This is a genomic window from Pseudomonas sp. S2_A10, from assembly GCF_054668465.1.
The window spans coordinates 4,992,323-5,018,146 of the sequence record NZ_CP162773.1; the positions used below are offsets into that span (position 1 = coordinate 4,992,323).

General features: G+C 61.3%; 22 protein-coding genes and 1 tRNA gene. 12 read left to right on the top strand and 11 right to left on the bottom strand.

The annotated features are described in order from the left end of the window. The first annotated feature begins 45 nt into the window (after positions 1-45). From AB4N41_RS22445 to AB4N41_RS22470, 6 genes are all read left to right on the top strand, one after another. Positions 46-699: a hypothetical protein gene (locus AB4N41_RS22445; protein WP_150635200.1), complete on the top strand. Its 654-nt coding sequence runs from the start codon at positions 46-48 to the stop codon at positions 697-699. Beyond that, on the top strand, positions 696-1,211 hold the full coding sequence (locus tag AB4N41_RS22450) for a hypothetical protein (RefSeq protein ID WP_252867657.1): 516 nt from the start codon (positions 696-698) through the stop codon (positions 1,209-1,211). The genes AB4N41_RS22445 and AB4N41_RS22450 overlap by 4 nt, the downstream gene beginning before the upstream one ends. An 8-nt stretch (positions 1,212-1,219) precedes the next feature. Further along, positions 1,220-1,729, top strand: a complete 510-nt coding sequence (locus AB4N41_RS22455) for a hypothetical protein (RefSeq protein WP_016774812.1) — start codon at positions 1,220-1,222, stop codon at positions 1,727-1,729. Positions 1,730-2,189: 460 nt separating this feature from the next. Next, entirely contained in the window at positions 2,190-2,549 is a 360-nt protein-coding gene (locus AB4N41_RS22460) for a DUF6124 family protein (protein ID WP_150635198.1), read from the top strand. Between the two features lie 341 nt (positions 2,550-2,890). Then, positions 2,891-3,136, top strand: coding sequence for a type II toxin-antitoxin system ParD family antitoxin (locus AB4N41_RS22465; RefSeq protein ID WP_016770738.1), 246 nt, complete (start codon positions 2,891-2,893; stop codon positions 3,134-3,136). After that, on the top strand, positions 3,129-3,419 hold the full coding sequence (locus tag AB4N41_RS22470; RefSeq protein WP_041480302.1) for a type II toxin-antitoxin system RelE/ParE family toxin: 291 nt from the start codon (positions 3,129-3,131) through the stop codon (positions 3,417-3,419). The genes AB4N41_RS22465 and AB4N41_RS22470 overlap by 8 nt, the downstream gene beginning before the upstream one ends. 99 nt (positions 3,420-3,518) lie before the next feature. Here the strand turns inward: AB4N41_RS22470 and AB4N41_RS22475 are convergent. The 7 genes from AB4N41_RS22475 to fdnG form a co-directional block, all read right to left on the bottom strand. Then, positions 3,519-3,614 (bottom strand) — tRNA-Sec (locus AB4N41_RS22475). A gap of 5 nt (positions 3,615-3,619) precedes the next feature. Beyond that, entirely contained in the window at positions 3,620-5,536 is a 1,917-nt protein-coding gene (selB, locus tag AB4N41_RS22480) for a selenocysteine-specific translation elongation factor (RefSeq protein ID WP_460138419.1), read from the bottom strand. Further along, on the bottom strand, positions 5,533-6,945 hold the full coding sequence (selA, locus tag AB4N41_RS22485; protein ID WP_252876352.1) for an L-seryl-tRNA(Sec) selenium transferase: 1,413 nt from the start codon (positions 6,943-6,945) through the stop codon (positions 5,533-5,535). The genes selB and selA overlap by 4 nt, the downstream gene beginning before the upstream one ends. Positions 6,946-7,860: 915 nt before the next feature. Continuing rightward, positions 7,861-8,787: a formate dehydrogenase accessory protein FdhE gene (fdhE, locus tag AB4N41_RS22490; protein ID WP_252876353.1), complete on the bottom strand. Its 927-nt coding sequence runs from the start codon at positions 8,785-8,787 to the stop codon at positions 7,861-7,863. Positions 8,788-8,790: 3 nt separating this feature from the next. Then, positions 8,791-9,456: a formate dehydrogenase subunit gamma gene (locus AB4N41_RS22495; protein WP_041480299.1), complete on the bottom strand. Its 666-nt coding sequence runs from the start codon at positions 9,454-9,456 to the stop codon at positions 8,791-8,793. Beyond that, positions 9,453-10,388 (bottom strand): formate dehydrogenase subunit beta, encoded by a 936-nt coding sequence (gene fdxH, locus AB4N41_RS22500; protein ID WP_016774818.1) that lies wholly within the window; start codon positions 10,386-10,388, stop codon positions 9,453-9,455. The genes AB4N41_RS22495 and fdxH overlap by 4 nt, the downstream gene beginning before the upstream one ends. Further along, positions 10,389-13,454 (bottom strand): formate dehydrogenase-N subunit alpha, encoded by a 3,066-nt coding sequence (gene fdnG, locus AB4N41_RS22505; RefSeq protein WP_252876354.1) that lies wholly within the window; start codon positions 13,452-13,454, stop codon positions 10,389-10,391. Positions 13,455-13,772: 318 nt separating this feature from the next. On the opposite strand from fdnG, the gene AB4N41_RS22510 reads away from it, so the two are divergent. The 5 genes from AB4N41_RS22510 to AB4N41_RS22530 all read left to right on the top strand — a co-directional run bounded on the left by AB4N41_RS22510 (position 13,773) and on the right by AB4N41_RS22530 (position 18,577). Then, positions 13,773-14,927, top strand: coding sequence for a MalY/PatB family protein (locus tag AB4N41_RS22510; RefSeq protein WP_252876356.1), 1,155 nt, complete (start codon positions 13,773-13,775; stop codon positions 14,925-14,927). A gap of 229 nt (positions 14,928-15,156) precedes the next feature. Beyond that, positions 15,157-16,014 carry a glucose 1-dehydrogenase gene (locus AB4N41_RS22515; RefSeq protein WP_016774822.1) on the top strand — a complete coding sequence of 286 codons (858 nt, stop codon included), beginning with the start codon at positions 15,157-15,159 and terminating at the stop codon, positions 16,012-16,014. 87 nt (positions 16,015-16,101) lie between these two features. Next, on the top strand, positions 16,102-16,713 hold the full coding sequence (locus tag AB4N41_RS22520; RefSeq protein ID WP_056786193.1) for a Yip1 family protein: 612 nt from the start codon (positions 16,102-16,104) through the stop codon (positions 16,711-16,713). Between the two features lie 42 nt (positions 16,714-16,755). Then, a complete protein-coding gene (locus AB4N41_RS22525) occupies positions 16,756-18,099 on the top strand; it encodes a cation:proton antiporter (protein WP_252876357.1) in 1,344 nt (447 codons plus the stop codon). Positions 18,100-18,283: 184 nt separating this feature from the next. After that, on the top strand, positions 18,284-18,577 hold the full coding sequence (locus tag AB4N41_RS22530; protein WP_039761510.1) for a hypothetical protein: 294 nt from the start codon (positions 18,284-18,286) through the stop codon (positions 18,575-18,577). Between the two features lie 234 nt (positions 18,578-18,811). Here AB4N41_RS22530 and AB4N41_RS22535 read toward each other — a convergent pair whose 3' ends face one another. From AB4N41_RS22535 to AB4N41_RS22550, 4 genes are all read right to left on the bottom strand, one after another. Then, a complete protein-coding gene (locus AB4N41_RS22535; protein ID WP_016774826.1) occupies positions 18,812-19,345 on the bottom strand; it encodes a hypothetical protein in 534 nt (177 codons plus the stop codon). Between the two features lie 78 nt (positions 19,346-19,423). Beyond that, complete coding sequence (locus AB4N41_RS22540; RefSeq protein ID WP_252876358.1) at positions 19,424-21,343, bottom strand: hybrid sensor histidine kinase/response regulator; 1,920 nt, start codon at positions 21,341-21,343, stop codon at positions 19,424-19,426. Next, a complete protein-coding gene (locus AB4N41_RS22545) occupies positions 21,336-23,666 on the bottom strand; it encodes an ATP-dependent DNA helicase (protein WP_252876359.1) in 2,331 nt (776 codons plus the stop codon). Before AB4N41_RS22545 ends, AB4N41_RS22540 begins: the two co-directional genes overlap by 8 nt. Further along, positions 23,663-25,315: a VRR-NUC domain-containing protein gene (locus AB4N41_RS22550; RefSeq protein ID WP_056786204.1), complete on the bottom strand. Its 1,653-nt coding sequence runs from the start codon at positions 25,313-25,315 to the stop codon at positions 23,663-23,665. The genes AB4N41_RS22545 and AB4N41_RS22550 overlap by 4 nt, the downstream gene beginning before the upstream one ends. A gap of 195 nt (positions 25,316-25,510) precedes the next feature. Here AB4N41_RS22550 and AB4N41_RS22555 point away from each other — a divergent pair, with 195 nt between their 5' ends. Beyond that, positions 25,511-25,735 (top strand): YgdI/YgdR family lipoprotein, encoded by a 225-nt coding sequence (locus AB4N41_RS22555; protein ID WP_016774830.1) that lies wholly within the window; start codon positions 25,511-25,513, stop codon positions 25,733-25,735. Positions 25,736-25,824: the final 89 nt, after the last annotated feature.

Sequence of the window (25,824 nt, forward strand, 5' to 3'; positions counted from 1 at the left end):
CTTCCTGTTTGTAGTCAATCAACGCAAGCAGATTCAGGGATGTACATGTTTCAGCTATTCAAACTCGGAGCGGCCGTCGTGCTCGCCGCGACGCTCAGCGGCTGCATTACCGAAAGCGCTTCCTGGGTCAGCGAACCCTTGCAACCCAAGGCAAGCGAGCCAGTCAGTTATCTCGTTGGCTCAATCGGGCCGCAATCACTCAAGCAATCAGCCGCTGACAACCAGCGAATCTTTTTCCGCAAACGCGGTTCCGAATACGGTGCGGCCGGCGTCTGGAAAATGGCCGGCGCTTACTCCACGCCGCAGGATGTTCAGGACGGTGTCGGCGCAGCGAGCGTATTCGTGCTTCCCCTGAAGCCGGGCGATTACGAGTTCTATGATTTCCAGTTCTTTTCCGCACGTTATCAACCTGGGCTAGGCACTGTTTTCACCTCGAGAGAGGCGCGGGAGAAATTCAACCTGCCGATGCGCCTGGAACCCGGCAAGGCCTATTACATCGGCGAGTTCCGTTCGTTCTGCCTGACCGCCGGTTTCTGCGCGTTCCGCTGGAGTGATCAGAACGCCCGCGATGCGCTGATTGCGCTACGTCTGGCGCCAGGATTGCCAACGCTGCAACCGCTGAAACTCGACCTGAACAGTGCTCAGCCCTACATCTTCACCGGCCCCATTCCGGGTATTGCCGTGGACGCCAAACCATGAAAAAAATCATCGCCCTCACTGCCGCCGCTCTGTTGACCGGTTGCGCGGCGACCAACACCTTGCCCGAGCGCACGCTTACGGACGCTCAGGATTATCTGCAGCCGATTCACGTTATGGTCGATGATCCGGAAAACGGCTCCAGCCTGCGCAACCACCTGCGTCAGACCGGTGTGTTCCGCACCATCGAAACCGGCAGCGGTAAAGCTGACGAGTACAACGTGCAGGTCAAACTTGATGTGGAACGTCACCTACCGCCGTTTCCGGTGATTCTGCTGAGCACCGCGACGTTGTTCTTGCTGCCGCTGTCGAACGAATTCGACACGCAAACCGAATTCACCGTGTTCCAGGGTGACAAGCGACTGAAGCAATACACCTATCGCAACATCACTCAAAAATACACTTGGCTACTGGATCAGGGCGGCGAGATGCGCGAACAGAACCTCGGCCGCATCGCCCGCGCCTTCGCGCAGGATGTGCAGCAGGACCGGCTGATCCCGGCAGTCGCGCAATGAACCGCGCGATGATAAAAGTCGCCGGCCTGCTCTGTGCCTCACTGATGCTGGGCGGCTGCGCCAACACCTTGCAACCGCTCGATTACCATGCCGATCAGGCCTACGTGCCGGTCACGCTCGGCATGGGGCCGGCGTATACGCGCATCGACGAGCAGCATCAGCGCGAAACCGTCAGCGTCCTGAAAAAGACCGGCGCGTTCTCGATGCTCGACGGCGGTTACACTCGCAACGGCTACAGCCTGTTGATCACCGAACCCAGCGACGGCAAGGTCAACTGGCTGGCGCTGGTCAACGTTTTCACCCTGTTCACCTTCCCGATGCCCTACCACTACCAGGACAACCTGCGCGGCTCGGTCTTCAAGGATGGCCAACTGCTCAAAACCTACAACTACTCCCGCGAAGGCTGGAGCGTGATGACATGGTATGTGCCGATTCCCGGGGTCGAGAACAAACGGCAGATGCTCGACCAGTTGTTGGTGGAAATGGACCGGGACAAGGTGATTCCGTATCAGCCGTGAGGTTGGGTGATGGGGGCTGGTGCGGTGGACTGCGGCGCAACGCATTGCAATGTGTGAGCGAGCCTGCTCGCGAAGAGGCCATCAGGTACGGCGCAATTCTTTGATTTAAACGAAGCTGTTTAAAAGACACCTGCGGATACGGTCTCAAGGCTACAAATCCTTGCGCCATTGCCTACAGCCAAGCCAGAATCCGCCGGCTTGTGCGCCTTGGGGGCGGGTTCTATTGTGGTGCGGTCGCTGACGAATCAGCGATCGGGTTTAGCGACCCGGATCTTGAATAGGTGCATCAGCGTTCCATGCTTTGTCGCGGGTTCAATGTCTGCGACTACGCCATGGTGGCTGTATGTGGGAGACCTTCGGGTCTGCCGGGTGCCTATAACCGGTTCGCTAACCTGCGTACAGCCGCCACCTTACTGTTTAGCGACAGTGCCTGACGGCTCCACTTAATAGGAGCTTCACCATGATCAAACCCACACCCAACCCACCCGAAACCGATCCCACCTCCCCCTACGAATCCCTCGACTCCAAAAAACTCCACGAAGCCGCCGACCGCGCCCTCGACCACTACCTCTGCCCACCCGGCTCTACCCCGCCACCCTTCAGCCCCCGCGCCATGTATGCCGTCACCGCCGACACCAAAAACGAAGACCTGCTGGCCAACGCCTGCGAAACCCTCGCCTCGGCCAAAACCATCGCCCAGGAATTCGCCGGGCTGGTCAAGCCATCCCAGCGCCGGACGCTGATGGGGATTGCGCAACTGATCATGCTCGGGGAACTGGCGGTGAATCGGGTGCTGGATAATCTGGAATTGCCGGGGTAATGCGGGCCGGCTGAGTTATGCGATGCCCGTGCCGGCCTCTTCGCGAGCAGGCTCGCTCCCACATTGATCCTGGTCGGACGCAAACTTTGCGACCACTGAAGGAACCTGTGGTAGCGAGCCTGCAAGCGATCACAAAGGGGAAGGATTATTTAACCCGATGGATGTGCTCGGGCAGCAGATTCGGTTGCGGGTCTGAAAATGCAGCCTGCGGCAGTTCGAGTGATATACGCATGAGCTGCCGAAGGCTGTGATTCGTTCTTATAACGGCTAGGCTCATACTCGTTAGCGCACCATTAGTATGATAATTTGCGCAAAGTTCGCCATCCGCAAAGGGCCCGATCATGGCTACCGTACGCAAAACCATAACCGTGACTGACCAGCAAGACCATTGGATCAAAGCTCAAATAGAAGCGGGACATTACACCAACGACAGCGAATATATCCGCGATTTGATCCGTCGAGAGCAAGAGCGAAACGCTGAACTGGAAACCGTCCGCGCAGCCCTTCGAGAAGGAGAATCCAGTGGTGCCCCCCGGCCTTTCGATGCTGATGCTTTCAAAAAGAGAATGTTGAGGGCGCATGGCTGAATACCGACTTACCCCCGCCGCCGAAGCGGATCTTGAGGCTATCTGGACCTATACAGCTCAACAATGGGGGTTGGATCAGGCCAATCGCTACATCGACATCCTGACTGAGTCTTTCGAGCAGTTGGCTGATCGTCCCAAAACAGCACCCGCATGCGACGCTATCCGCCCCGGTTACCGACGCTGCAGCGTGGAGAGTCACATGATTTATTTTCGAATCACCGCCTATGGGATCGCGATAATCAGAATCTTGCATGACCGGATGGAGGCGCAGCGTAATCTCTAACCTCTCGTATCACCGAAAATCAAAAGATCGCAGCCTTCGTCAGCCCCTACAAATCGATGTAGGAGCTGCCGAAGGCTGCGATCTTTGCTTTTGGGAGACTGGCGGAAGACAGCCGGAGTCGAACCTGCCCGGGAACGGATGCCGTCCCCAACCGGGTTTGAAGCCCGGCCGCGCCACCGGGCGCGATTGTCTTCCTGAACTCAGGGTGCGCAAGCGTCAGCCAGCGCGTTGTCGGGGCGGATCTGGCGGGATTCGCCGAGCCGGCGGGTCAGGCCGAGTCGGTCGAAATATTCCAGATACTGAATACAGCGTTTGCGTCCCAAGCCTAGCGCATCGCGGAAGGTTGTCACTTGAATCGACGGATTTTCTTCGGCGAGTTTCAGCAGTAGCGCCGCCATTTGTCGCAGGACGATGTCGCTGATGAACAGGTCGCGCATCACCTGGTGCATCAGGCCCAGCCGTGCGAGTTTGCGCAGCAGCAGGCGGACACTGGCGTCGTCTTCGCCGAGCATTTTCGCGGCGTCGCGCACCCACGGCGGGTCGAAACCGGCCTGTTCGAACAACGGCTGTAATTGCTGCCAGAGGATTTCGTCGTCGGCATTCAGGCGCACCTGATGGTCGGGCAGGTGCAGCCAGGGGCCGCTGGCGAGGATCGAGCCGGCGTTGAGCAGTTCGTCGAGCAGGCTGATGAACGTCGAGCGTTCCAGTGCCAGCGCGCTGAAGCGGCGCAGGCGATCACGGTCCGGCCCCATCTGGTCGGGTTCCTGTTCGTGGAATCGCGCCAGTTGTTCGAGCAAAGTGAATTTCAACTGGCCCCAGCGCTGCACGTTGAACAGCAGCGGACCTTGGCGGGTGTCGATCAGGCGGATGTTTTCTGCCAGCGTCCACTGCGGGCGCGGGCGGTTGAACTGGCGTTCGAGGCGTTGCGGGTCGAGGCCGCCGGGGCTGTGGTTGAGCAGTGCCGGCAGGGCCTGTTCGAGGCTGACGCTAAGGGCAAGGGTTTGCAGTTGCGCAAGGCGTTCCGGGCTGCGGCGTTGGCGCGCCGGAGCGAATGGGTCGAGCACTGTGCCGCCGCCGAGGGTGCGCTGGGCACTGGAGTCGCGCAGGATCAATCGATCGCCCTTTACCGCGTGCACTGGTGCGTTGATCAGCAGTTGCGCGAACATGCGCTCGCCGGGGCTCAGGCGCGGGCCTTGCAGCAAGGCGACGCGGGCGATGACATCTTGGGTGCCGAGGTGCAGATGCACCGGGTGGAAGTGTTCAAAGGTGCGCTCGCCCGGCAACAGATGAAAGTCGATGTCGATGCGCTGGGTTGGGGCATGCAGCCAGTCCGCCAACAACCATTGGCCACGGTGGATCTGCGTCAGTTCCAGACGTTCGCCGCTGAGGTTCAGCGCCACGCGCTGACCGGCGAAGGCCTGCTCAGCGGCCTGGTTTTGCGCGTGCAAGCCCCGGATGCGTACCGATTTGCCGGCAGGCGCCAGAACCAGTTTGTCGCCCACTGCAACCGTGCCCGATAGCGCCGTGCCCGTGACCACAATCCCCGCACCCGCGACGCTGAAAGCCCGATCAATCGCCAGACGAAAGCCGCCTTCGCAACCGCGCGCCTGCACCTCGTTGTGTGACTGCAATAACGCCGCGCGCAACTCATCGACGCCCTGCCCGTTCAAGCTCGACACGGTAAAAATCGGCGCATCAGCAAATGGTCCGGGCGCGAGCAGGTCCAGGACCTGGCGCTGCACCTCTTCCACCCTGCCCGCTCCCGCCCGGTCGCATTTAGTGATCGCCACCAGCGCGCGGGGAATGCCGAGCAGTTCGACGATCGCCAGATGCTCTCGCGTCTGTGGCATCACGCCGTCGTCGGCCGCTACCACCAGCAACACCAGATCGATGCCCTGCGCACCAGCGAGCATGTTGTGGGTGAATTTTTCGTGGCCGGGCACGTCGATGAAGCCGGTCAGCCCGGAGCCCGCTGCGAGTTCGGCGTAGAGATAACCGAGATCGATGGTCATGCCGCGTTCGCGCTCCTGCGGGCGGCGGTCGCCGGTTTGCCCGGTCAGCGCCTGCAACAGCGAAGTCTTGCCGTGGTCGATGTGCCCCGCCGTGCCGACGATCACGGATCGACCTGCAATTGCGGCAACTGCGCCAGCCACGCTGGCTCATCGTCGAGCTGGCGTAGATCCAGCCACAGCGCATCGTCGCCGATTCGCCCGAGCACCGGGATCGGCAAACCGAGCAACGCTGCTTCGAGATTGAGCAGATAACGCCCGCGCCAGCGCTTGGACACTTGCGGGCGGCAACACAGCGCTGCACTCGGCAAGCGCGCCACCGGTTGGCTGCCGCTGCCGATCATGCCCAACGCCTCGACCGCGCTGACCTGCCAGACCTCGCCCAACACATCGGCGAGCAACGGTTGCAAACGCAGAGCCTGAGCATGAATCTCGGCCTGGGGCCGGGTCAGCAGGCGCAGGCTCGGCAGACGCTCGGCGAGGCGATCCGGATCGCGGTACAGACCGAGCACCGCTTCCAGCGCGGCCAAGGTCAATTTATCGACCCGCAGTGCGCGCTTCAGTGGATTCTTCTTGATCTTCGCGATCAGTTCTTTGCGCCCGACGATCAACCCGGCCTGCGGCCCGCCGAGCAATTTGTCGCCGCTGAAAGTGACGATGTCGGCGCCATCGAGCAGCGCCTGCCGCACGGTCGGTTCCGCCGGCAGCCCCCAGCGCGTCAGGTCGAGCAGACTGCCGCTGCCCAGATCTTCCAGCAACGGCAAGCCATGGGCGTGCGCCAACTCGGCCAGTTCCGCAGTCGCCACCCGCGCGGTGAAGCCTTCGATGCTGTAGTTGCTGGCATGCACGCGCATGATCAACCCGCTGCGCGGACCGATTGCCGCTTGGTAATCCCGGGCATGGGTGCGGTTGGTGGTGCCGACTTCGTGCAGGCGCACGCCGGCCCGGGCCATGATGTCGGGGATGCGGAAAGCGCCGCCGATTTCGATCAGCTCGCCACGGGAAATGATGCCTTCCTTGCGCGCGCCGAGGCTGTTGAGCGTGAGCAGCACGGCAGCGGCATTGTTGTTGACCACGGTGACGGCTTCGGCGCCGGTCAGTTCGCGGATCAGGCCTTCGATCAGGTCGTCACGATCACCGCGCTTGCCGCTCGCCAGATCGAACTCAAGATTGAGCGGATAGCGTGCGGCCGTTTGCACTGCTTCGATAGCTTCTTCGGGCAGCAAGGCGCGGCCGAGATTGGTGTGCAGCACCGTGCCGGTCAGGTTGAACACCCGGCGCACCTGACTGCGCTGCTGTTGCGCCAAGCGTTCACCGACGCGGCCGGCGAGCACTTCGGGGCCGATTTCCACGGCCGCCAATTGCCCGCTCAACACGCCGGGCCGCAGCTCATCGAGCAACTGACGCAGGCCAGTCAGCAACGAATCCCGGCCGTAACGCTCGGCCAACGGCGCGCACGCCGGATGACGCAACAACCCATCAATGGACGGCAACCGCAGGGCAACGCTGGAAGACATCAGCCACTCCTGATTTCACTGAAACAATCCCTTTTGGGAGCAAGCTTGCTCCCAAAAGGGTTTCAGAAGTGTAGACGCACTGCCGGAGCTAGCCTGCTCGCGAATGCGGTGTGTCAGTTGGTGTGGATGTGGCTGACCTGACGCCTTCGCGAGCAGGCTCGCTCCCACAGAGAAATCCGGGGCTGACCGGGCTTTGTGATTCGGCACATAGACTTGTGGGAGCTGGCTTGCCAGCGATTGCGGTGGGTCCGTCAAAGAAGGTGGTGGAGGTGCCGACCAATCGCTGGCAAGCCAGCTCCCACAGGGATTCGGGGTGGAATGAACATTGTTGGTCACCACAAAAACCTGTGGGAGCGAGCCTGCTCGCGAAAGCGGTGTGTCAGTCAATGTGGATGTGGCTGACCTGACGCCTTCGCGAGCAGGCTCGCTCCCACAGAGAAATCCGGGGCTGACCGGGCTTTGTGATTCGGCACATAGACTTGTGGGAGCTGGCTTGCCAGCGATTGCGGTGGGTCCGTCAAAGAAGGCGGTGGATGTGCCGATTGAATCGCTGGCAAGCCAGCTCCCACAGGGATTCGGGGTTGAATGAACATTGTTGGTCACCACAAAAAACTGTGGGAGCGAGCCTGCTCGCGAATGCGGTAAGTCAGTCAAAGATGATGTGTCTGAAACGACGCCTTCGCGAGCAGGCTCGCTCCCACAGGGAAATCCGGGGCTGACCGGGCTTTGTGATTCGGCACATAGACTTGTGGGAGCTGGCTTGCCAGCGATTGCGGTGGGTCCGTCAAAGAAGGTGGTGGATGTGCCGACCAATCGCTGGCAAGCCAGCTCCCACAGGGATTCGGGGTTGAATGAACATTGTTGGTCACCACAAAAAACTGTGGGAGCACACCCCCTTCCACAGTTTTGCTCTCGTCATTCGTCCCCCGGCGCCAGCAACAGATTGGGCGCCAGACGCTGATAGCCGTCCTGGGCCAGACGCATGTCCAGCAGCAAACTGCCGAGATCCGCCGACAACGCCTCGGCTTCGGCGTCGTTCTCCAGATAGAGCAATTTCAGGTAGCTGTCGCAGCTCGGGCAGACTTCGGCGCGCAGCGGTGCCTGCTCGGCGCTGTGCCGGTCGTCTTCCTGGCTCAGATATTCAAGGCCCTTGCTCTGCTCGCAATACACGCACTTGACCCGCACCACATGCCATTCGCAGGCGCACAGCGAACACACCAGATAGCGCAAACCGTTGTGCTTGCCGCGATGGCGAATCACCCCGGCCATGGCCGGCGAACCACAGGCCGGGCATTGGCTGAGGCTGTCGCCAGGCTTGAGTTGCAGATTTGGCACACTGAGCAGCCAGTGGCTCCATGCGGTTTGCAGCGCCGCGCCGAGAAACGGCACCAGCGCCGCCGGCACCAGCGAATACTGACCGCTGACCAGCGCCACCGCCCACGCGCGCAACTGGCCGGGGCTTGCGGCGCGCAGACTGTCCAGCGCGTCGATCACTGCAGGTTGACGCGCTGGCGCATCGTGCTGCAGCAAGGCGTCGAGCCACGGCTGCCAGGCATCTTCGCGCACCAGGGCATCTGCCGCGAATGGTGGCAGACCGTGCTGCTGACAGGCTTCGAAACGCTGCGCATCAAACGGCGCGGTGAGCGGCGGATCGTCGAAGACCTGCTGCTGCGCCCGGCACAACCCGGCCATCAGCCGCAGGTAATCCGCCAACCCATTGCCCTCGGCCAGACGCTCGAGGCGTTCAGCGCGCAGGGCAAACAGGTTACGTGGCGGTAGATACAGAAACGGCGGCGAACTGGCCGCCGCCTCGATTTCCCCAGGTTCAAGAATGCTTGGCAAAAGTCAGCCCTTTTTTGTCAGCGGTCGCTCGGGCACGTCCCGAGGCTGTTCGTCGCGGGTCACCTCGCGGTACCACAGTTCATGGTGTTTTCTCGCCCACGGCCGGCTGACCCAGCCATGCAACATGGCGTCGACCGAACCCTTGATCCACAAACCGGCGTAGATGTGCACGATGATGCTCAGCACCAGCACGAACCCGGCCAGCGCATGCAGCAGCATGGCCCAGCGGATGGTGGTAATGCCGAAATACGCGCTGAACCACGCGCGCCAGATCACCAGCCCGGTGAACAGCAACGCGAGCATGCACAGCAGTAAAGTCCAGAACAGCAACTTCTGCCCGGCGTTGTATTTGCCTACCGGCGGCACGCTTTCTTCGTCGTTGACCATCACCCGGTTGATCCGCCGCAGCCACTGGCGGTCATTGGCGATGAAGAAATTGGTGCGCCAGAAGCTGAACACCAGGCCGAGGAACAGCACAAACATGGCGATGCCCATGTACGGGTGCAGAATCCGCGTCCAGGTGCCGCCGCCGAACAGATTACTGAGCCAGAACAGCGACGGATGAAACAACGCCAGCCCGGACAACCCGGCCATGAAAAACAGGATCGCCACCAGCCAGTGATTGGTGCGCTGGTTGGCGCTGTAACGCAGGATCGTCTTGTTGCTCATGGCCGCTCCTCCCCGCGTGGATCGAAGGTGTGCACCGCCGGGTCGACCACGTGCACCGACGTATCGGGTGGCGTCGGGTGTTCATCCTCTTCGACACGATTCGGCCCGATGCGCACATAGTGGAAGAACCCGGCCAGCACCGCCGCACCCATCGCCAACAGGCCGAGGGGTTTGCTGATGCCTTTCCACAAGCCCACCAGCGGACTGATCGCCGGATGGTCCGGCAAACCTGCATAGATTTTTGGCGTGTCGGCGTGATGCAGCACGTACATAACATGGGTGCCGCCGACCCCGGCCGGATCGTACAAACCGGCGTTTTCAAAGCCACGGCTTTTCAGGTCGACGATGCGTTCGGCGGCATGTTCCTTCATATCTTCCTTGGTGCCGAAGACGATGGCGCCGGTCGGACAGGTTTTCACGCAGGCCGGCTCCAGCCCCACCGCCACCCGGTCGGAACACAGTGTGCATTTGTAGGCCTTGTGATCCTTCTGCGAAATGCGCGGAATGTTGAACGGGCAACCGGTGATGCAATAGCCGCAACCGATGCAGTGGTCCTGATCGAAATCGACGATGCCGTTGGCATGCTGAATGATCGCCCCGGGGCTTGGGCACGCGGCCAGGCAACCAGGTTCGGCGCAATGCATGCAGCCGTCCTTGCGGATCAGCCATTCGAGGTTGCCGGCATCGGTTTCGTGCTCGGTGAAGCGCATCAGCGTCCACGAATCCGCCGTCAGGTCCTGCGGATTGTCGTAGGTGCCGTGGTTGTGGCCGACCTCGTCGCGCAGCTCGTTCCATTCCGAGCAGGCGACCTGGCAGGCCTTGCAACCGATGCACTTGGTCGTGTCGATCAGCTTGGCAACGCCCTGCTGAGTCCTCACCGACGGCGGCACGGTGGTGGTGGCCGAGCGGGCAATGATGTCTTGGCTGGCCATTTACAGTTTCTCCACGTTGACCAGGAATGACTTGGATTCCGGGGTCTGAGTGTTGCCATCGCCGAGGAACGGCACCAGGGTGTTGGTCAGGTAACCGTGACGCGTCAGGCCAGTGAAACCCCAGTGCAGCGGGATGCCGATCTGATGCACGACCTGGCCGTTGACCTGCAGCGGCCGGATCCTTTTCGTCACCACCGCCACCGCTTCGATAAAGCCGCGCTTGCAGCTGACCCGCACCCGATCACCGGCAGCAATGCCCTTCTCGTTCGCCAGCACCTCGCCGATTTCAACGAACTGCTCAGGCTGGGCAATTGCGTTCAACTTGCAGTGCTTGCTCCAGAAGTGGAAATGCTCGGTAAGCCGGTAGCTGGTGCCGGCGTACGGGAAGTCCTTGGCTTCGCCGAGGGTTTCCCAGACCGAATCGAAGATCCGCGCCGCCGGGTTGCTGGTGGCCTTCTTGTTTTGCGGGTGCAGCGGGTTGATGCCGATCGGCGTTTCGAACGGCTCGTAGTGCTCAGGGAATGGGCCTTCGTTCATCTTGTCGACGGCGAAGAACCGGGCCACGCCTTCGGGGTTCATGATGAACGGATTCATCCCGGCTTCCGGCGGCACGTCGGCCTTGTAGTCCGGCACATCGGTGCCGGTCCAGGTCTTGCCGTTCCACCACACCAGCCGCTTTTTCGGGTCCCACGGTTTGCCCGCCGGGTCCGCCGAGGCGCGGTTGTAGAGAATCCGCCGATTGGCCGGCCACGCCCACGCCCAGCCCTGATGCTGGTGCATGCCGAACGGGTCGGCGTTATCGCGCCGGGCCATCTGGTTGCCGGCCTCGGTCCAGCTGCCGGCGAAAATCCAGCAACCGGACGCGGTGCTGCCGTCATCCTTGAGCAAACCGAAGCCGGCCAGTTGTGTACCCGCCTTGACCGTAACGCCGCTGGCATCGGTGAAATCGCTGACCGCGCTGCCGTTGATTTCCCGCGCCAGTTCTTCCGGCGAAGGCTCGTCGGGGATCTTGTACGGCCACGACAGTTTCAGCAGCGGATCAGGAAACTTGCCGCCTTCGGTCTGATAACGCTGGCGCAGGCGCAGGAACAGTTCGCTCATGATGCGAATGTCAGTCTGCGCTTCGCCGGGGCCGTCGGCGCCTTTCCAGTGCCATTGCAGCCAGCGGCTGCTGTTGACCAGCGAGCCGTCTTCCTCGGCAAAACAGGTGGTTGGCAGGCGAATGACTTCGGTCTGGATTTCGGCGGTTTTCACGTCGTTGTACGGCCCGACGTTCTGCCAGAACTCCGAGGTTTCCGTGGCGAGGGGGTCCATCACCACCAGCCACTTGAGCTTGGCCAATGCACCCATCACGCGGTTCTTGTCCGGTAACGCAGCGATCGGATTGAAGCCTTGGCAGAAGTAGCCGTTGACCTTGCCCTGGCTCATCAGGTCGAACATTTTCAGCACGTCGTAGTTGGGGATGTCGAGCTTCGGCAAATGGTCGAACAGCCAGTTGTTCTCGGCGGTGGCGTTGGCGCCGTACCAGGATTTCATTAGGCTGACGTGGAATTTGCTGTAGTTCTGCCAGTACGAAAGCTGCCCCGGTCTGAGCGGAACCTGCGTGCGTTTGAAGATGAACTGACCGTAGTCCTGCTCGCTGTCGCTGGGCAGCGTGAGGTAGCCGGGCAAGGCGTTGGACAGCAGGCCGAGATCGGTCAGACCCTGGATGTTCGAGTGCCCGCGCAGCGCATTGACGCCACCGCCGGGCATGCCGACGTTGCCCAGCAGCAATTGCACCATCGCCGCGCTGCGGATGATCTGCGCGCCGATCGAGTGCTGCGTCCAGCCGAGGGCATAGAGAATCGTCATGGTCTTGCCCGGCGTCGAGCAGGTGGCGATCTCGTCCCAGATTTTCTGCATGGCGTCGACCGGCATGCCGCAGATCTGGCTGGCCAGGTCGATGTTGTAGCGGCTGTAATGCTGCTTCATCAGTTGATAGACGCAGCGCGGGTCTTGCAGGGTCGGGTCGACGCGGACAAAACCGTCCTCGGCGAATTCGTAGCCCCAGCCGGACTTTTCGGTGTAGCTGCGTTTTTCCGCGTCGTAGCCGCTGAACAGGCCGTCTTCGAAGCCATAACCGGCTTTGACGATGAACGACACGTCGGTGTAATTGCGCACGTACTCGTGCTGGATCTTGTCCTCGGTCAGCAGGTAATTGATCAACCCGCCCATGAAGGCGATGTCGGTACCGGTACGGATCGGCGCGTAATAGTCGGCCACCGAAGCGGTCCGGGTAAAACGCGGATCGACCACGATCAGCCGCGCGGAGTTGTGCGCCTTGGCCTCGGTCACCCATTTGAAGCCGCAAGGATGCGCTTCTGCTGCGTTGCCACCCATCACCAGGATCAGATTCGCGTTGGCGATATCGGTCCAGGTGTTGGTCATGGCACCACGGCCGTATGTCGGGGCAAGACTTGCCACCGTCGGGCCGTGTCAGACACGCGCCTGGTTATCGAACCCCAGCAGACCGAGGCTGCGAATCACCTTCTGAGTGATGTAGCCGGCTTCGTTGGATGCCGCCGATGCCGCGAGAAAACCGGTGGTCAGCCAGCGATTCACCGTTTGCCCGTTGGCATTTTTCTCGATGAAGTTGGCGTCGCGGTCGGCCTTCATCAGGTCGGCGATGCGATCGAGGGCTTCGTCCCAGCCGATGCGCGTCCATTCATTGCTGCCGGGCTTGCGCACTTGCGGGTACTGCAAGCGGCCGGGGCTGTGAATGAAGTCGAGCAGGCCCGCGCCTTTCGGGCACAGCGTGCCGCGATTGACCGGGTGGTCGGCATCGCCTTCGATGTGAATGATGTTTTGCGCCACGTTCTTGCCGGCATCGCCCTGGCTGTACATGATCAAACCGCAACCGACCGAGCAATACGGGCAGGTGTTGCGGGTTTCACGGGTGTGGGCGAGCTTGAAGTGACGCACCTGCTCGGCGAAGGCCGCCGTCGGGGCCATGCCCAACGCGCCCAGGCTTGAGCCTGCAAGGCCGATACCGGCGACCTTGAAGAACTGACGACGGCTGAGATCCATCGTGCACTCCTGATCAGGTGGAACCCGGTACTTGTGCCGGGCTTTATCTGGACAATCACGGTTGCGACGCCTTGACGCCGACTTTTTCACTGTAGACAAAGACCTTGCCGATTGTGTGAAAACCGACCGTCGGGTGTGTGGCCCGGATTTCCAGCCAGTGCACACCCCCCTGTGGGAGCGAGCCTGCTCGCGAAAGCGCTGGGTCATCCAACTCGATGCTGCCTGACCCGACGTATTCGCGAGCAGGCTCGCTCCCACACAGATGGCGTTGCGCATAGAATGTCCGGCAGAACCAACTCCGCCTCGACGAGACCGCGTATGACTTTCGATTTTGATCAGCTGTTCGACCGCCACCACACTGGCAGTACCAAGTGGAGCCGCTACCCGGCCGATGTGTTGCCGATGTGGGTCGCTGATATGGATTTCGCCGCGCCGCCGGTCATCGTCGAAGCCTTGCAACAGCGCCTGCTGCACCCGCTGCTAGGTTACAGCGTGGCCCAGGACAACCTGCGTGCAGCCATCGTCGCCGACCTGTGGAACAAGTACGCATGGCAGGTCAAACCGCAGGAGCTGATTTTCCTGCCGGGCGTGGAATCGGGCTTCAACATGGCGCTCAAGGCCCTGGTCCAGGCGCAGCAGAATGTCGTCGTGCAAGTACCGAACTATCCGCCGCTGCGCCATGCGCCGGGGCACTGGGGCCTGAACAAGGTCGAACTGCAATTCGAAGCCCAGGCCGATGGCACTTACGCCACGCCGCTGGAATCTTTGCGTGAGTCGCTGAAAGGCGGCGGCGCCCTGCTGTTGAGCAACCCGCACAACCCGATCGGCAAGGTCTTCGCCCGCGAAGAATTGCAGGCAGTGGCGGACATCTGCGCAGCGCAGGACGCGTGGATCATCTCCGACGAAATTCATGCCGAACTGTGCTTCGACGGCCGCGTGCACATTCCCACCGCCTCGCTGAGTCCGGAAATTTCCAAGCGCACGATCACCCTGATGTCGGCGAGCAAGGCCTACAACATCGCCGGTCTGAAGACCTCGTTCATGATCATTCAGGACGCCGCGCTGCGCGAACGCGTCAACCACGCCCGCTGCGGCATGGTCGACAGCGTCAACCCGCTGGGCATGGAAGCCACCCGCGTCGCCTACAGCGAAGCCGGGCCTTGGCTCGCGGAATTGAAAATCTACCTGCAGGCCAACCGCGACTGGCTGGTGAACGCCGTACGCACGCGGCTGCCGGGCGTGACCATCAATGTGCCGCAGGGCACGTATCTGGCGTGGCTCGATTGCACCGCGCTGGACCTGCCGGATCCGCAGCGGTTCTTCCTCGAACAGGGCAAGGTCGGGCTGAGTGCCGGGCTCGATTTTGGTGACCGGCATCAGCAGTTCGTGCGCTTGAACTTCGGTTGCCCGAGGGCGTTGCTCGAAGAAGGGATTGCGCGGATGGAGCGGGCGCTGGCCAGCCGAAAACGCTGATCCTTGCCCGGTATTCCCCTGTATAAATGACCCCCTGTGGGAGCGAGCCTGCTCGCGAAAGCGCAGTGTCAGTCGACATATTTATCGTCTGACAGACCGCTTTCGCGAGCAGGCTCGCTCCCACATTGGTTTTGCATCGCCAACTAAATCCAGCGCAAATCCGATCGAACTCAAGGCAAACCCACCGGGTCAACCCGGAACACTGGACTTGAAATCAGGAGACCCTGCGATGACTGACTATCCAAAACCACCCTTCCCGAAACAAGCCCAACCGGTGCCCGGCTCGCAACGCAAGATGGAACCGTATCCAGACTGCGGCGAGCAAAGTTACGTCGGTTCCGGGCGCCTCGCCGGCAAGATTGCGTTGATCACCGGTGCCGACAGCGGCATCGGTCGCGCGGTGGCGATTGCCTTCGCCCGTGAAGGCGCCGACGTCGCCGTGGCTTACCTGAATGAACACGAAGACGCCAAGGAAACCGCACGCTGGGTCGAGCAGGCCGGGCGTCAGTGCATCCTGCTGCCGGGCGATATCGCCGAGAAAGCACAGTGCCAAGCATTGGTCGACAAGACCGTCGAGCGCTTTGGCCGCATCGACATTCTGGTCAACAACGCCGCGTTCCAGATGACCCACGAAAACTTCGAGGAAATCCCCGATGACGAATGGGTGATGACCTTCGACGTCAACATCACCGCCATGTTCAGGATCTGCCAGGCGGCGATCAAGCACATGCGCCCAGGCTCGTCGATCATCAACACCAGCTCGGTCAACTCGGACATGCCCAAACCGACCCTGCTGGCCTACGCCACCACCAAAGGCGCGATCGCCAACTTCACCGGTGGCCTGGCGCAGATGCTCGGGCCGAAGGAGATTCGCGTCAACAGCGTCGCCCCAGGCCCGATCTGGACACCGCTGATCGTCTCGACCATGCCCGACGAAGAAGTACAGAACTTCGGCGGCAGCACCCCGCTCGGCCGTCCGGGCCAACCGGTGGAAGTCGCACCGATTTACGTGCTGCTGGCCTCCGACGAAGCCAGCTATATCACCGGCCAGCGCTACGGCGTAACCGGCGGCAAACCGATGCTGTAACCGTGCAGCAGAAAAACTGAACCCGAGCGGCATGGCATCTCTCCATACCTTTAAGCGCCTACGGGCCAACTGGAACAGGAGGTTGTCATGTCCGCCCCCCTCGTCAGACTCTTCACCCAACCCAACTTCGCCTGGACCGATATCCGCCGCGAAGAGGAAACCCATCCCCGCCACTACCTCGCGCATCTGCTGCTGCTCGCGTTGATTCCCGCCGTGTGCCTGTTCATCGGCACCACTCAAGTCGGTTGGAGCCTCGCCGCGGGTGAGAACGTGCGCCTGAGCACGGCCAGCGCCCTGCAGTTGAGCGTGCTGCTGTACGTGACGATTGTCGCCGGTGTGGCGGTTATCGGCGGATTCATTCGCTGGATGTCGCGATCGTTCGATGCGCGGCCAACGCTGAATCAATGCATCGGGTTTGCCGCTTACACGGTGACGCCGTTTTTCCTCGCCGGGATCGCCGGGCTGTACCCGAGCCGCTGGCTGGCGATTCTGGTGCTCGGCGCGGCGTCAATCTATTCGACGTTTTTGCTGTTCGTCGGCCTGCCGACCTTCATGCATGAGCGCAAGGAGCAAGGCCTGCTGTATTCGGCGTGCGTGTGGGGCGTCGGCCTGCTGGTGCTGGTGACCATGCTGGTGTCGATGATCCTGCTGTGGTTCAACGTGCTCATCCCCGAGTACCTGCGCACGACCGTGAGCTGACCCGGTGCGCCTGTCCTTGAGAATTCACCGAAGTGAGCGGTCATGAGTTTCGGCATATGGGTCGCGGTGCTCGGCGCCGTGCTGCTGACGCTGGCCCTGACGTCGTCGTGGTTGCGCTGGATGCCGGTTACGACCTCGGCAGTGTGCCTGTTGCTGGGCATTGCCATCGGCCCCAGCGGCCTCGAACTTCTGAAACTGTCGCTGGAAGAATCATCATTGTGGATGGAGCACCTGACTGAAGTCGCGGTGCTCTTTTCCCTGTTCGTCTGCGGTCTGAAGCTGCGGTTGCCGTTGGCCCACAAGACCTGGCGTATCGCTTTTGGTCTGGCCGGGCCGGTAATGATTCTGACGATTATCGGCGTGTGCCTGCTGTTGCATTGGGGCCTGCAATTGCCGTGGGGGCCTTCCCTGCTGATCGGCGCGATTCTGGCCCCGACCGACCCGGTGCTCGCCGCACTGGTGCAGGTCAATGATGCGCAGGACGTCGACAGCGTGCGCTTCGGCCTCTCCGGTGAAGCCGGGCTCAATGATGGCGTGGCTTTCCCTTTCGTGATTCTCGGTCTGCTGTTGCTGCACGGTGACGGCAGCGCTGGCGAATGGCAGCACTGGGTGCTTCGCAGTCTGTTGTGGGCGGTGCCGGCGGGTTTGCTCACCGGTTACTGGATGGGGCGCGGCATTGGCCGCATCGCTCTGTTACTACGCATTCACAACGAGGACAGCACCCTCGGCCCGAACGATTACCTGACCCTCGCGCTGATCGCACTGTCCTACGTGGTGGCCGACGCCATTGGCGGCTACGGCTTTCTCGCGGTCTTCGCTGCTGGCCTGGGTCTGCGTCAGGAGGAAGTGAAATCCACGGGCATCACCCAAGCGCCTGCCGAGCATCTGGTGCAGCCGGTGGTCGGTCATCAGAACGTCGAACCACAGAACGCCGTGCATGGCGACACGGAGCAGTTGGAAGACAGCCAGGTCGCGGCGGGAATCATGATGGGCGACATGCTCGCATTCGGCAGTCTGGTCGAGCGGGCGATGGAAGTGTTTCTGGTGACCCTGCTCGGTGTCGTGCTGATTGCGCATTGGGACTGGCGGGCGTTGTGGATCGGCGCCGTGCTGTTCTGTCTGATTCGTCCACTGAGCGTGGCGCTGATGCCGTGGGGCAATCTGCTCAGCGGACCGCAGCGTTTGTTGATCGGCTGGTTTGGCATTCGTGGCATCGGCAGCCTTTTCTATCTGTTCTTCGCCCTGAACCATGGCCTCGATTCCGACGTGGCCAAGGTCTGTACCGACATCACGTTGTCGGTGGTGGCCCTGAGTATCCTGCTGCATGGCATCAGCACACAGCCGATGCTGGCGCGCTATGAAAGTCTGAAGCAACGAAAAAGCTGATTCTTCAACCGCTGCGCTTTGCCGAAAATCATCGAAGATTTTTCTACAAAAAAATGGATCGCCGGGCGCGACCCAAGGGTCACACCTTTAACCGCGCCAACCATCCAGCGCGACCCGGCAGGTTCGGTTCCCCTGCGGTGAACAGCCTATCAAACGGAACCCCGACACAAACAAGGTCACAGTCATGAACGAATGCTCGACTCCTGCGCAAATCAAGGCTTGCAGAGCACTGGCTCTGGAACGCAATCGTCAACTGTTCGAAGAAGCCCACGAACTGAACCGAGCGGCCAACGCGCTGCTGGAACAGACCCCGACCGACTTCGAACGCTTTGAGCAATACCGGGCACTGCGCAAGAAAGCCGATGCGAAATTTGAAGATGCGATTGATCATCTGTGTGTGCTGAATGAGGATTTTCCGCCGATTCCGGCAGCGGTGCAGAATGCTGTTACACCGCGGCGTGAGCTGGAAACTGCGTGATAAAAGTCAAAAGCCCCTCACCCTAGCCCTCTCCCCGAGGGAGAGGGGACTGACCGAGGTGTTCTCACGTGCTACACCGACCTGGCATACCGCGCCGAATGTAGATTTTGAAAAGCATGAAGATCTGCTCCCTTTCCCCCTCGCCCCCTTGGGGGAGAGGGCTGGGGTGAGGGGGTAAGATCTCACAGACACCACAAAATCCAGCACCTGTCCCCTGCCCCCGACCAATCCACCTCAAGGATTGGTCACCTGAATAAACACCGCATACACCCCCAACATCACCCAGAACGTCGCAAAAATCCAAGGCGTGCGCACTGAGAACAGCAGCGACTTGCGATAGCCCTTGTGGCTCGATTCCATTTCGCTGAACAGTGGAGACTCGTCATACGCCGCGCCCATCACCGGCTCGCTGTGCAGCAACTGGCTCTGTTTGAAGTGCCAGTGATCGATGATGTCGTACGCCGCACGAATCCCCGGCCAGGCATTCAGCGAACTGAGCACACCAAGCAGCGCCAGAAACGGCGGCACGACAAGGGTGAACATCTTGCCCCACTCGGGATTGAGGTTGGCCATGCACGAGGCGAAAGCGATCACCAGAAACGACTGCGCCGCCAGGTAGGCGTCAGTGCGGTTGGCGAGGATGCTGGTTTCGTACTGGATTTCCCGGCGATAGAAATCCAGCCGCTCCTTGGGTGAGCCAAACATCTTGGCGTCGTGCTCGGCCAAGGCTTCTTCAACAGCGCTTGGCTGGGTCAATATGCGAGACAAGAGACGTGCCCTCCAAAAGTGAACAAGACTTTTGGAAAGGCACGCGTCAGCACTAGTTCAGCCGGATCGACCAGCGCATCACTTCATCGACTGGGCGATGATCTGCACCAGATTCAACTGAGTGAACGGTTTCGGCAGACGCGGCAGATCGGCGGCGAAGCCTTCCAAACGTTCGGCGTATCCAGTGGCGAGAATGATCGGCAAATCCGGCTTGAGCATACGCAAGGCGTGAGCCAGTTGCGCGCCGCTCATTTTTGGCATGGCCATGTCGGTGATCACCAGATCGATGACTTCGCCCTGATCGAACAGCGCCAGCGCCTGGGCGCCGGAGGTCGCGCCGATGACGCGGTGGCCGAGGTCTTCGAGCAGCAGGCTGGTGCTGGTCAGCACCAGCGAATCGTCATCGACCACCAGCACGCTGAGCCTTGGGACCGCAATGGGCGCGGCGTTGCTGTACGCCGGGCGACTGGCCGTTTGCTCTAGCGCCACCGGAATCCACAGCTCGGCTGCCGTGCCGTGGCCCTTCTCGCTTTTGAGAGTAAAGCGCCCGCCCAACTGCTCGATGAAGCCGTGCACCATCGACAAACCGAGCCCGGTGCCTTTGCCCAGGCCTTTGGTGGTGAAGAACGGGTCGCGGGCGCAGGCCAGCGTGGCTTCGTCCATGCCTTCGCCGCTGTCGATCAGGCTCAGACAGACGTATCGACCTGCCGCCAATGTCGAATGGATTTGTTCCAGCACCACTTCCGCTTGTGCCTGAATGATCACCGTGCCGCCGTCGGGCATGGCATCGCGGGCATTGGTGGCCAGATTGAGGATCGCCAGTTCCAGCTGATTGCTATCGGCCAGCACTGGCTGCAGATCGTCGGGAAAGCGCGTTTCGATACGAATCCCCGGCCCGAGCGAACTGCGCAGCAGCCCGGTGATGCCTTGCACCAGTTGCGGGATATCCACCGATTCAGTCTTGAGTTCCTGACGCCGGGCGAAGGCCAGCATGCGCTGGGTCAGCGAGACACCGCGCAAGGCCCCTTGGGTGGCGTTCTCCAGCAGTCGAGCGATTTTCGGCGCGTCGCCGATGCGTTTCTGCACGATCTCGAGATTGCCGAGAATCACCGTCAGCAGGTTGTTGAAGTCATGGGCGATGCCGCCGCTGAGTTGGCCGATCGCCTGCATCTTCTGCGCCTGGAACAACGCCTCGCGGGTCTTTTCCAGGGCTTGCTGCGCCTCGTGCGCCTCGGTCACATCGCGGGTGATCTTGGCAAAGCCGAGCAGCGTGCCGGTGTCGCCGCGAATCGCATCGACGACCACGTGGGCAAGAAACCGCGTGCCGTCCTTGCGCATCCGCCAACTGCGGCTCTCGAACCGGCCTTCGCGGGTGGCAATCTCCAGCGAGCGCTGCGGCTCGCCGAGTTCGCGGTCTTCGGGGGTGTAGAAAATCGAAAAATGCTGGCCGATGATTTCTTCCGGCAAGTAACCCTTGATGCGCTGCGCGCCCTGGTTCCAGTTGCTGACGCAACCTTCGGGGCTGAGCATGTAGATCGCGTAGTCGGTAACGCCCTGCACCAGCAGGCGGAACTGCTGTTCGCTTTGCTTGAGGGTTTCCTCGGCCATCTTGCGGTCGGTGAGGTCGCGAGTGATCTTGGCGAAACCGAGCAGTTCGCCGTTGGGGTCGATGATCGGGTCGATCACCACGTGCGACCAGAAGTGCGTGCCGTCCTTGCGCACGCGCCAGCCCTCGCCTTCGAAGCGACCTTCACGGATCGCTGTGTCCAGCGCCCGTTGCGGCATGCCGTTGGCGCGGTCTTCCGGGGTATAGAAGCGCGAGAAATGCTCGCCGATGATTTCCGCTTCTTCGTAGCCCTTGAAGCGTTTGGCGCCGGAGTTCCAACTGGTGATGGTACCGTCGGGGTCGATCATGTAGATCGCATAGTCGACAACCGCGTCGATCAGCAGCCGGAAACGGCTGTCTTCGATCGCTGCGGTACTGTTGTTTTCACTCATCACACTCACCAGCCACTGTCATGGGCTGAAGTATGCGTGAATCCACTGATTTGGAAAGTGCCGGTTCGCTTTTGATCGCCCACCACTGCGGCAGCAGTTGCTGGATGCGGCTTTCGGCAAAGCGGTCATCAATGAGCATGACCGTGCCGCGATCCTCACGGGTGCGAATCACCCGCCCGGCGGCTTGTACGACTTTTTGCATCCCCGGGTACAGATAGGTGTAATCGTAGCCGGCGCCAAAAATGGCGGCCATGCGCCGCTTCATCTGCTCGTTGACCGGGTTGAGCTGCGCCAGCCCCAGCGTGGCGATGAACGCACCGATCAGCCGCGCGCCGGGCAAATCGATGCCCTCGCCAAACGCCCCGCCCAGCACCGCAAACCCGACGCCCTGGCTGTCGGCGCTGAACTGGTCGAGAAACGCCTGCCGCGCGCCCTCGGCCATGCCCCGCGATTGCAGCCACTGGGTGATGTGCGGATGGCGCTCGGCCAATAACGTCGCGACCTGTTGCAGGTAATCGAAACTGCTGAAGAACGCCAGATAGTTGCCCGGGCGCTCGCTGAACTGGCGCGCGATCAGCTCGACGATAGGCTCCAGCGAGGCCTGGCGATGGTTAAAACGCGTGGAGATCTGGCTGACGATGTGCACCTGCAACTGCTCGGCGCTGAACGGCGATTCGACGTCGATGCACACCGTGTCGGCGGGCGTGCCGAGCAGGTCGGCGTAGTAGTTGCGCGGGCTCAGCGTGGCCGAGAACAGCACGCTGCTGCGCGCCGCGGTCAGGCGCGGGCCGATGAACGCCGCCGGCACCACGTTGCGCAGACACAGTTGCGACAGCGGACGCTTGCGGTCGAGGTCGCGTTTGCTGATATCGAACAGGTAATGCTCGTCGTACAGCTCGGCGACCCGGGCGAATTGCAGCAGATCGAAATAGAAATTCTGCAAGCTGCTGTCGAGGCCTTGCGGATGCTCGTTGAGGTAATCACCAATGGCCGCGCAACACAGCGAGATGGCGTGCAGGAGCTTGTCCGGCGCCTTGTCGTACGCCTGATACGCCGCCAGTTGCGGCGCATGCAGCGCGTTCCATTCACGGTTGACCCGTTGCAGGGAATTCTTCAGCGCTGCCGGCGCGGTTTTGCGCACGCTGGCGAGGGTGAACTGGTCGAGGCTGGCGCTGTACATCTGCCGGCCGCGTTCGACCAGGTTGTGCGCTTCGTCGGCGAGCACCGCGACTTTCCATTGATTGAGCTGGGCCAGGCCGAACAGCAGCGCGCTGAAGTCGAAGTAATAGTTGTAGTCGGCAACCACCACATCCGCCCAACGGGCCATTTCCTGACTCAGGTAATACGGGCATACGCTGTGCTGCGCGGCAACTTCACGCATCGCCGCCTGATCCAGCAGATTGATATGGCTGGCAGATTCGCGGGCAGCCGGCAGGCGATCATAAAACCCCTGGGCCAACGGACAGGATTCACCGTGGCAGGCTTTGTCCGGATGTTCGCAGGCCTTGTCGCGAGCAACCATTTCCATCACCCGCAGCGGCAACTCAGGCGTCTGCTTGAACAACACCTGACTGGCATCCAGCGCCAGTTTGCGTCCGGGAGTCTTGGCGGTGAGAAAGAACACCTTGTCCAGTTGCTGCGGCGCCAGGGCCTTGAGCATCGGAAACAGCGTGCCAAGGGTTTTGCCAATCCCGGTCGGTGCCTGGGCCATCAGACAGCGGCCGGTGCTGACGGCTTTGAACACTGATTCGGCCAGATGCCGTTGGCCGGGACGAAAATCCGCATGCGGGAACGCCAGTTGCTGCGCGGCCAGATTGCGCGCTTCGCGATGGGCCATTTCCTGCTCGGCCCATTGCAGGAACAAGCCGCACTGCTGCGTGAAAAACGTCTGGAGTGACTCGGCGCTGTGGGATTCGACCAGGCAGGTTTCCTTTTCGCTGACGACGTCGAAATACACCAGCGCCAGATTGATCTGCTGCAATTGCAGTTTCTGGCACATCAACCAGCCGTAGATTTTCGCCTGCGCCCAGTGCAACTGGCGGTGATTGGCCGGTTGCCTGCTCAGGTCGCCGCGATAGGTTTTGACTTCTTCCAGGCAGTTTTGCGCCGGGTCGTAGCCATCCGCCCTGCCCTTGACCTTCAGCTCGCCGAATTCGCCTTGCAGAGCCACTTCGCTCTGGTACTGCTCACTGCGCCGCGACGCCACGGTGCGATGGCCGACGATGCCTTCGAGCGCCGTTGGTGACGGGGTGAAGCGCAGGTCGAGATCACCGGTCTTGGCGGTGAACTCGCACAGTGCACGCACGGCAACGCTGTAACTCAAGCGCTCTGCTCCGCCCATTGCACGTAACACACCGCCACCGGCATCTGGTGCTCGTGGCAGAACTCCAGCCAGCGCAGTTGATTGTCCTGCAAGCGGTCGCCGGGGCCTTTGACTTCGATCATCCGGTAGGTCTTGTGCTGCGGCCAGAACTGGATCAGATCCGGCATGCCGGCGCGGTTGGCCTTGATGTCGAGCAGCAGGCGATTGAACCAGTGTTTCAGGTGTTCGGCGGGCAGACAGGCCAGCGCCTGTTCCAGCAAGTCTTCGTTGAGCGCGCCCCAGAACACGAACGGCGACTGGATGCCCCACTTGTCGACGAAGCGCTGGCGAATCGTCTCGGCGTAGCGGCCATTATCGAGTTCGCCCAAACAGGCCTGGAACAGCTCGGCGCGGCGCTCGAGGAAGTCTTCACTGAGCAGATCCACCGGGCCGCGCTGGAACGGGTGGAAAAACGCACCCGGCAACGGCGCGAAGATCGCCGGCCAGCACAACAGCCCGAACAGTGAATTGATCAGGCTGTTCTCGACGTAATGCACCGGGCCGTCATCGGCGTGCAAGTGCGCTTGTACGTGAAATTCCACCGACCGCGCCGGATCGATGCGCGGCAAGTGCAAGTCGAGGCGCTCGACCTCTCTGGCCTTGGCACGTTTGAGCGGCGGGCCACCGAGTTTGCGCCGCAGACGCGGGACGATGCGCTGCAAGCCTTGCAGCTCGGCCGCACTTTGCGGTGCCTGTTCGGCCAGCGTGCCGAGTTCCAGCGCCAATGCATATTCGCCGCAGCGTTCGAGCACACGGATCATCCGCAGCCGTGCGCCCGGGTAGGCGCAGTCGCGGTAAACACTCAGGGCCAGGGCAAAGTCGCCGATGCGCTCGGCGTACTGGCCGATCTGGAACAACGCCTTGGCTTGCCGGCGGCGCAGCCACGGGTTGTCGAATTGCACGGCGTCGATCTGTTCGACGATCTCGTCCAGCGCTTCACCGGCTTCAAAGCGCAACTGGCATTGATGCAGGAACAGGCAGGCGTCGACGTCTTCGCGGCTGCGCAGGCCTCGGGAGTCGGCGCAGAACTCGACTTTTTCATAAGTGAAGATGCCCAGGTCGGCCAGCACGAACTCCGACCAGTCCTGATACAGATTGCCGAAGAACATCAGGCGCAGGCGATCGCACAGGTCCATCAGGGTCAGGCTGAACAGCCGCTCAGCCAGTTGCGGCGCCCAGACACGCAGGGGCTGCGCCTCGCTGAACTGTTCGGCCAGCACCGGCAGCCACTCGTCCTTGCGCCCTTTCGGCTGTTCTATAAAGGTGCCGAACGCTTGCAGCAGCTCGGCCTTGAGCAGGACATCAAACAGCTCTGCCAGGGTCAGCGCAGCGTGTTCGTCGAGCCAGCCGTGTTCGAGCAACGGCCGCGCCGCCTCGGCAATGTCGCCGATTTCCAGATAGTTGAGTTTGCTCGCGCGAAAGTGAATGCCCTTGCGCATGACCATGCGCACCAGCAATCCCTGCGAGGCTTGCGGCAGCGTGTTGAAGTCGCGGATGAAGCCGTGCTCGCTTGCGCTCATCACATCGGCATAGCGAAGCCCAAGCCAATCAAGCACTTGCCGGAAGTTGTTGAGGTAATAGAACGGATCGTCGAGAGGGTTGGAGGTCACGGGAATTCAAAGCCACGGCAAGCGAACACTGGTTATGCGTACAGATAACAGCTCAGCCCCGCCCGGCGCAAACGGAAAAAGATCAATGGCATTTTTTCGCGCCGCCATCGAACTTTTCCGCCGCTGCTGGCACCAACCGCGTTACAGGGCCGACAATGCCCGCAATCACATTCAAGCAAGGAGTCAGAGGTGGGTATGAAAATCAAGATGCTGGGCATTCCTGTAGCGGTCGCAGCCCTGTTGGCGCTGGGCGGCTGTTCGACCCAGACCGTGGTGACGTTGCAGAACGGCACCCAGTACCTGACTGAGGACATGCCGAAAACCGAGACCGAAGATGGTTTTTACGAATTCGAAGACATCTCTGGCGCCAAGGTCAAGGTTCGCGCCGATGAAGTCGCGACCGTTCGCAAGGAAGACTGACTTGGCCTGAATGATCGTTCCCATGCGCAGCAAAGGAATGCCTCCACGGACGCTCCGCGTTCGGCTCTCGAGTGGGACGCAGAGCGTCC